The 7255-nt window shown below is 54.4% G+C and carries 8 protein-coding genes; 2 read left to right on the top strand and 6 right to left on the bottom strand.

The window, feature by feature from the left end; genetic code table 11:
* Positions 1–48 precede the first annotated feature (48 nt).
* Positions 49–648 carry a 5-formyltetrahydrofolate cyclo-ligase gene (locus ACZAHD_RS19735; RefSeq protein WP_462458273.1) on the top strand — a complete coding sequence of 200 codons (600 nt, stop codon included), beginning with the start codon at positions 49–51 and terminating at the stop codon, positions 646–648.
* A gap of 1 nt (position 649) precedes the next feature.
* On the opposite strand, the gene ACZAHD_RS19730 is transcribed toward ACZAHD_RS19735, so the two are convergent.
* The 3 genes from ACZAHD_RS19730 to rpiA form a co-directional block, all read right to left on the bottom strand.
* Entirely contained in the window at positions 650–1264 is a 615-nt protein-coding gene (locus ACZAHD_RS19730; RefSeq protein ID WP_462458272.1) for a DUF2238 domain-containing protein, read from the bottom strand.
* A 33-nt stretch (positions 1265–1297) separates the two neighbouring features.
* Positions 1298–2530, bottom strand: coding sequence for a phosphoglycerate dehydrogenase (gene serA, locus ACZAHD_RS19725; RefSeq protein WP_462458271.1), 1233 nt, complete (start codon positions 2528–2530; stop codon positions 1298–1300).
* A 267-nt stretch (positions 2531–2797) separates the two neighbouring features.
* Entirely contained in the window at positions 2798–3457 is a 660-nt protein-coding gene (gene rpiA, locus ACZAHD_RS19720) for a ribose-5-phosphate isomerase RpiA (protein ID WP_462458270.1), read from the bottom strand.
* Between the two features lie 167 nt (positions 3458–3624).
* Between rpiA and argP the strand changes: the two genes are divergently transcribed.
* Positions 3625–4518, top strand: coding sequence for a DNA-binding transcriptional regulator ArgP (argP, locus tag ACZAHD_RS19715; RefSeq protein ID WP_462458269.1), 894 nt, complete (start codon positions 3625–3627; stop codon positions 4516–4518).
* 53 nt (positions 4519–4571) lie between these two features.
* Here argP and ACZAHD_RS19710 read toward each other — a convergent pair whose 3' ends face one another.
* The 3 genes from ACZAHD_RS19710 to mscS all read right to left on the bottom strand — a co-directional run bounded on the left by ACZAHD_RS19710 (position 4572) and on the right by mscS (position 7068).
* Positions 4572–5333 (bottom strand): oxidative stress defense protein, encoded by a 762-nt coding sequence (locus ACZAHD_RS19710; protein WP_462458268.1) that lies wholly within the window; start codon positions 5331–5333, stop codon positions 4572–4574.
* A gap of 85 nt (positions 5334–5418) precedes the next feature.
* The gene (gene argO, locus ACZAHD_RS19705; protein ID WP_462458267.1) at positions 5419–6060 is read right to left on the bottom strand and encodes an arginine exporter ArgO; all 642 of its coding nucleotides are present in this window, start codon (positions 6058–6060) and stop codon (positions 5419–5421) included.
* 150 nt (positions 6061–6210) lie between these two features.
* Positions 6211–7068, bottom strand: coding sequence for a small-conductance mechanosensitive channel MscS (gene mscS, locus ACZAHD_RS19700; RefSeq protein WP_462458266.1), 858 nt, complete (start codon positions 7066–7068; stop codon positions 6211–6213).
* Positions 7069–7255: the final 187 nt, after the last annotated feature.

Raw genomic sequence — 7255 nt, 5'->3', positions numbered from 1 at the left:
CAACTGATTCACGTATTCCCGTGCTCATGCTTAATCAGGCGACCTGTGATGACTCAACTTTCCGACACGCAAGCTACCCGGCAGCAGATTCGTCAACAAATTCGCCAGCAACGACGTGCGCTGACGACAGAACAGCAGGCGCAGTACGCCCGCCAGGGTGCCGATCGTGTGATGGTATACTCGCCCGTCGTACAGGCGAAAACCGTCGCCCTGTTTCTGTCATTTGATGGAGAACTCGACACCCGACCGCTGATTGAGCGGCTGTGGCAGGCCGGCAAGCAGGTTTATCTACCCGTACTCCACCCGTTCAGTCCGGGAAATCTGCTGTTTTTGCACTATCATCCGCGCAGCGAACTGGTGACCAACCGGCTGAAAATCGAAGAGCCTAAGCTCGATGCACGCGATGTCCTGCCGCTGGAGCAGCTCGATGTGCTGATGGTCCCACTGGTTGCCTTTGATGTCGCCGGACAGCGGCTGGGGATGGGAGGCGGTTTCTACGACAGAACATTACAGAACTGGCAGAATTATTCCCTGCAGCCTGTCGGTTATGCCCACGATTGCCAGCAGGTCGACGCGCTGCCAACCGAGCACTGGGATATTCCGCTGCCCGCGGTGATTACCCCCTCGAGGCTATGGCAGTGGCCGTAATCTAGTGAGTACCAGACCTCTTCAGTTGTCGGTTATGCCATCCGCTAAGTAAGAAGATCGTCGTCAGCGCCCCCAACAGCGCGCAGAACATATCCGACTGCGTGTCCCACGGATCGCCCTGAGTACCGAGAAAATCATCCGCCCCTTGCCCCATCGCCAGTGCTGCCCACCATTCGATAAGCTCGTAAGTGGCGCTGATCGCCAGCGCAATACAGCACACCAGAAACGAAAGCATCTTGCGCCCGCGCACATAGCCGCCACGCAGCAGAATTTCCCGCGCCGCCAGCGCCGGAACCAGCCCCTGGAAAAAGTGGCCAAGCTTATCGTACGGATTACGACTTAAATTGAGCCACGCCTGCACATCAAATCCAATCGGCACTTTCGCATACGTATACATCCCCCCGACCATCAGAATAATGGCATGGAAGAAGATAAGCGCGTAGAGGAGCGACGTGAGCGGGTAGCGCGAACGCGTCAAAAGCAGTAGCGGAACGATGATAATGACCGGCGTCACTTCCATCAGCCAGGTGAGGCTATCGTGGGTGCCCAGCCCCGTCCATGCCAGGATCAGCAGCAGCAGGAGAACACCCGTATTCTGTAGCGACGTGCTCATCATTTAAAGTGATCCCCGCAGGGATCCCTTCGTCAATCAGAACAGCAGACGGGCGCGGATGGTGCCTGGGATCGCCTTCATGGCCTGCAGCGCCTGTTGGGCCACATCTTCTTCTGCCTCAATATCAATCACCACATAGCCCATCTGCGGCGTGGTTTGCAGATACTGTGCTGCGATGTTGATGCTCTGTGCGGCAAAGATCTGGTTGATAGCGGTCAACACGCCCGGACGGTTTTCGTGGATGTGCAGCAAACGACGACCGCCGTGCAGCGGCAGAGAGACTTCCGGGAAGTTCACCGCAGAAAGCGTCGAACCGTTGTCGGAATACTTCGCCAGCTTACCGGCCACTTCCAGACCGATATTCTCCTGCGCTTCCTGAGTCGAGCCGCCGATATGCGGGGTCAGGATAACGTTGTCAAACTCGCACAGCGGCGAGGTGAACGGATCGCTGTTGGTCGCCGGTTCGGTCGGGAAGACGTCAATCGCCGCCCCTGCCAGATGCTTACGCGCCAGCGCATCACACAGCGCAGGGATATCCACGACCGTACCGCGCGAGGCGTTGATCAACAGTGCGCCAGGTTTCATCAGCGCCAGCTCTTGCGCGCCCATCATATTCTTAGTAGAGGCGTTTTCCGGCACATGCAGACTGACCACATCGCTCATATTCAACAGGTCGGAGAGGTGCTGGACCTGGGTGGCGTTGCCCAGCGGCAGTTTGCTTTCGATATCATAGAAATAGACGTGCATCCCCAGAGATTCAGCCAGAATCCCCAGCTGCATGCCGATATGACCATAGCCGATGATCCCCAGCTTTTTGCCGCGCGCTTCAAAGCTGCCGACCGCCAGCTTGTTCCATACGCCGCGGTGCGCTTTAGCGTTTGCCGACGGTACGCCACGTAGCATGAGCAGCAGTTCGCCGATCACCAGTTCAGCAACGGAACGGGTATTTGAGAACGGGGCGTTAAACACCGGGATACCGCGTTTTGCCGCCGCGTTTAAATCAACCTGATTGGTACCGATACAGAAGCAGCCGACCGCGACCAGTTTCTCCGCTGCGGCGAAGATCTCTTCAGTCAGATGAGTACGGGAACGCAGGCCGATGAAATGGGCATCACGGATTGACGCTTTCAGCTCTTCGCTATCCAGCGCGCCTTTGTGAAATTCGATATTGGTGTAGCCTGCTGCGCGGAGGCTGTCCAGCGCTTTTTGATGCACACCTTCAACCAGCAGAAACTTAATTTTGTCTTTTTCCAGTGATACCTTAGCCATTTCCCCGTCCTGTTTTGTCTTATCTGATGTCGTGCCGAACGAAAGTTCTTCTCAGCAACATATCAAAAAAAACTATCGCGGCAATATGAACGTTTGCGTCGACGACCTGAAGAAATATCACACAGAGGGAAATGACAGGACAAAACACCAGAAAGAAAAGAAAAGGCAGATTGTTACTAAGATTGGCCGCATAAATGTGATAGAAGTCACCAAATTTAGCCTGGAGAAAAAATAGTTGCCGGGGAGCCGTTCGCTCCCCCGATTATATTATTTTACGATGGTTTTCACGCCATCGGCGGTTCCGATCAGTGCCACATCCGCTCCGCGATTGGCAAACAGCCCGACGGTGACGACGCCAGGAATACCGTTAATTTTGTTTTCCAGTGCGACGGCATCCAGAATTTCCAGGCCGAACACGTCAAGAATCACATTACCGTTGTCGGTCACCACGCCCTGGCGATACTCCGGACGGCCACCCAGCTTCACCAGCTCACGCGCGACAGCGCTACGCGCCATCGGGATAACTTCCACCGGCAGCGGGAATTTGCCCAGAATATCTACCTGTTTAGAGGCATCAGCGATGCAGATAAACTTGTCGGCTACCGAGGCGATAATCTTTTCACGGGTTAATGCCGCCCCGCCGCCTTTAATCATCTGCATATGGCCGTTAATCTCATCGGCGCCATCAACATAGATACCCAAGCGGTCCACGCTATTAAGATCGAAAACCGGAATGCCAAGGCTTTTCAGTTTGTCGGTAGAAGCATCAGAGCTGGAAACAGCACCTTCAATCTGCCCTTTCATGGTGCCGAGCGCATCGATAAAATGCGCGGCCGTAGAGCCCGTACCGACACCCACGATGGTGCCCGGTTGTACATACTGCAATGCCGCCCAGCCTACTGCTTTTTTCAGTTCATCTTGCGTCATGATTATGGTCCGAGATGTGAATACCTGTGGCGCATTATAGAACACCAGGGGAGGAATTGTCCCTGCGGCACGGTCACACAACTGAACAGACCATTTTTCATCTTCATCAAAAACGAATTTATGTCATAGTGCGAGTTAATGAAAAGTGACAGGGGCACGCCAGAATAATGAAACGACCGGACTACAGAACATTACAAGCGCTGGATGCGGTGATCAGAGAACGTGGGTTTGAGCGCGCCGCGCAGAAGCTATGCATTACACAGTCCGCCGTCTCTCAACGCATTAAACAGCTGGAAAATATGTTCGGCCAGCCTCTGCTGGTCCGTACCGTGCCGCCGCGTCCGACCGAACAAGGACAGAAACTGCTGGCCTTGCTGCGTCAGGTTGAGCTGCTGGAAGAAGAGTGGCTGGGCGATGAACAGACCGGGTCCACGCCGCTGCTGCTGTCGCTGGCGGTTAACGCCGACAGTCTGGCGACCTGGCTGCTGCCCGCGCTGTCGAACGTCCTTTCCGACTCCCCTATCCGTCTCAATCTGCAGGTGGAAGATGAAACGCGTACTCAGGAACGCTTACGCCGCGGCGAAGTGGTCGGCGCGGTGAGTATTCAGCCGCAGGCACTCCCGAGCTGTCTGGTGGATCAACTCGGAGCGCTGGACTATCTGTTCGTCGCCTCGAAAGAGTTTGCGCAACGCTATTTCCCTAACGGCGTAACCCGCTCAGCCCTGCTGAAAGCGCCGGTTGTCGCTTTCGATCATCTGGATGATATGCATCAGGCGTTTTTACAGCAGAACTTCGATTTGCCACCGGGCAGCGTCCCGTGCCATATCGTTAACTCTTCAGAAGCCTTTGTGCAACTTGCGCGCCAGGGCACAACCTGCTGCATGATCCCGCATTTGCAGATTGAAAAAGAGCTCAACAGCGGCGAGCTTATCAACCTCACTCCAGGGCTGTTTCAGCGTCGGATGCTCTACTGGCATCGCTTCGCGCCGGAAAGTCGGATGATGCGTAGGGTCACCGATGCGCTAATCGATTACGGCCATAAGGTGCTGCGCCAGGACTAAACGCTGGCAATAAAAAAAGCCACTTCAGATGAAGTGGCTTTTTGCTTTAGGGCTTACGGTGCCGCATCAGGCTGCTTAGCCGGCGTAGCGGGAGCCGGAGCGGGCTGAGCGGGCTGCAGTTCAAAAACAACATCGACCTGATCGTCAAACTGAATAGTCGCCTGTTCGTAGGTTTCCTGCGCAGAAACCGGCGCCGCATCGGCAGCCTTCATCATGCGTACCATCGGGCTCGGCTGATAGTTCGAAACATGGTAGCGAACGCTATAAACCGGTCCCAGTTTACTGTGGAAACCTGACGCCAGCTCTTGCGCCTGGTGTACCGCATCATCAATAGCCGCTTTACGCGCTTTGTCTTTATAGGCATCCGGTTGCGCAACGCCCAGCGACACAGAACGTACTTCATTCAGACCCGCTTTTAGTGCACCATCCAGCAGGCCGTTCAACTTGTCCAGTTGACGCAACGTCACTTCAACGGTGCGCACCGCGCGGTAGCCTTTCAGAATGCTTTTACCATTCTGATAGTCATAATCAGGCTGAGTACGCAGGTTTGCTGAGTTGATATCTTTTTTGGCGATGCCATTCTTTTCGAGGAAAGAGAGATACTGCGCCACGCGATCGTCGGCCTGTTTTTTCGCCGACGCGGCATCTTTCGCGGCAACGTTCACTTCAATCGCCAGGGTGGCGATATCCGGCACCGCGGCTACGCTGGCGGTACCCGAGGTCACAATGTGCGGGCCGTTCGGCAATTCATTTGCCTGTACTGCCATCGCATTCAATCCGATTGCTGCCGCCAGGGCCATGAGTTTTAACTTCACTGTCGTTTCTCCATCTTACATTGGGTCGCCCGTCTACGGACGCATGTCTGCAAGCTTAACGCGTCCGCAGCGAAAGTCCATCGGACTAAGCCTGGTTAAAAAGGACCTGGACATGCAGGAAACCGTCTTTCGCCAACTGCAACGCAATACACCACATCACCAGGCCGACCAGCACATTAATAATCCGCTGTGCTCGCGCAGTACGTAAGCGTGGTGCCAGCCAGGCCGCCAACAGGGCCAGGCCAAAGAACCACAGGAATGACGCGCTGATGGTGCCTAACGCAAACCAGCGCTTTGGCTCCACGGCCAGCTGCCCCCCCAGGCTGCCCAGCACGACGAAAGTGTCGAGATAGACATGCGGGTTAAGCCAGGTCACCGCCAACATGGTGACGATAATTTTCCAGCGTCCCTGCTTCATGACTTCCGCACTGGCCAGTTCCAGATTGCTGCTCAGCGCTGTTCTCAAGGCGCCAAAACCGTACCAGAGCAGAAAAGCCACGCCCCCCCAGGTAACCAGCGCCAGCAGCCACGGTGACTGCATCAGCAATGCGCTACCACCAAAAATGCCGGCGCAAATCAGCAACAGATCGCTCAACGCGCAAAGGAGCGCGATCATCAAATGATACTGACGACGAATCCCCTGATTCATCACAAACGCATTTTGCGGACCAAGCGGCAAAATCATAGCCGCTCCCAGGGCAAGCCCCTGAAAGTAATACGATAACATGGTGTTTTTTCCGGTAAAGCTGTTAATGCAGGGGAATATAGCGCGATAAAATCATTAGAGGAAATGGATAATTTTAATCATTAATAAGTGTGGCTAATACAGACGAGGCAATAAAGGCCAGCATCGCTGGCCTCTGAATCGGCGGCTGAATTACTCCGCTTTCTCCTGCGGACGAACCATATGAACATCCATCTGCGGGTATGGGAAGCTGATGCCGTTGGCGTCAAACTCGCGTTTAATACGCTCCAGCACATCCCAGTATACGCTTTGCAGATCGCTGCTCAGACTCCAGACGCGCACCACATAGTTCACCGACGACGCCCCCAGTTCATGAAGGCGTACCGTCATTTCGCGATCTTTGAGAATACGATCTTCCGATTCAATAATACGGGTGAGCAGCTGCTTGACCTTATCGATATCGGCATCATAGGACACGCCGATAATAAATTCGTTGCGGCGTGCCGGTTCGCGGGAAAAGTTAATGATATTTCCGGCGATAATTTTACCGTTCGGAACCACCACAATTTTACCGTCGGCCGTACGCATGGTCGTAGAGAAAATCTGCACGCTCATTACCGTACCGGCGACGCCACCGAGATCAACATACTCACCTGCGCGGAACGGGCGGAACATCACCAGCAGTACGCCAGCGGCCAGGTTAGACAGCGAACCTTGCAGCGCCAGGCCTACGGCTAAACCGGCGGCACCGAGGACGGCGATCACCGATGCCGTCTGCACGCCTACGCGGCCTAATGCGGCAATCAGGGTGAACGCGACAACGGCATAGCGCACCAGGGCGGACAGAAAATCGGCAACGGTCGCATCAATCTTACGCGCCAGCATCAGTCGGTTCACCGTATTAGAGATGACCCGTGCCACAATCATACCGACGATAATAATCGCGATAGCGGCAACGATATTGACGGCATAGCTCAGCAGTAATTCCTGATTGCGCACCAGCCAGGAACTGGCGTTATGTAGGCTATCGCCAACGTTCAACTCTTCCATTTAATCTTCCTTATGAATACCCGTAGGGGGAATAAAAAAAACAAACCTGTACAGAGACAGGTTAACTAAGGGTAAACAATATGCCCATGTTTTGCCAAGTTGATCACAGTTCACCGCAAGATATCGCGTTATTCAGCCATAAAAAAAGCCCGCTATTCTGCGGGCTTTCGGGCAAGAAACAGATTTT

It is taken from the genome of Raoultella sp., assembly GCF_039594335.1.
In the GTDB taxonomy this organism is placed as follows: Bacteria; Pseudomonadota; Gammaproteobacteria; order Enterobacterales; family Enterobacteriaceae; genus Klebsiella.
Note: the sequence above shows the minus strand (reverse complement) of the source record. Positions and strands in the feature narration are given on the sequence as shown.

Excerpts from the sequence above, each read along its gene's own strand:
- mscS (WP_462458266.1), bottom strand. The coding sequence starts at position 7,068 with ATGGAAGAGTTGAACGTTGGCGATAGCCTACATAACGCCAGTTCCTGG.
- argP (WP_462458269.1), top strand. The coding sequence starts at position 3,625 with ATGAAACGACCGGACTACAGAACATTACAAGCGCTGGATGCGGTGATC.
- ACZAHD_RS19730 (WP_462458272.1), bottom strand. The coding sequence starts at position 1,264 with ATGATGAGCACGTCGCTACAGAATACGGGTGTTCTCCTGCTGCTGCTG.
- serA (WP_462458271.1), bottom strand. The coding sequence starts at position 2,530 with ATGGCTAAGGTATCACTGGAAAAAGACAAAATTAAGTTTCTGCTGGTT.
- argO (WP_462458267.1), bottom strand. The coding sequence starts at position 6,060 with ATGTTATCGTATTACTTTCAGGGGCTTGCCCTGGGAGCGGCTATGATT.
- ACZAHD_RS19735 (WP_462458273.1), top strand. The coding sequence starts at position 49 with ATGACTCAACTTTCCGACACGCAAGCTACCCGGCAGCAGATTCGTCAA.
- rpiA (WP_462458270.1), bottom strand. The coding sequence starts at position 3,457 with ATGACGCAAGATGAACTGAAAAAAGCAGTAGGCTGGGCGGCATTGCAG.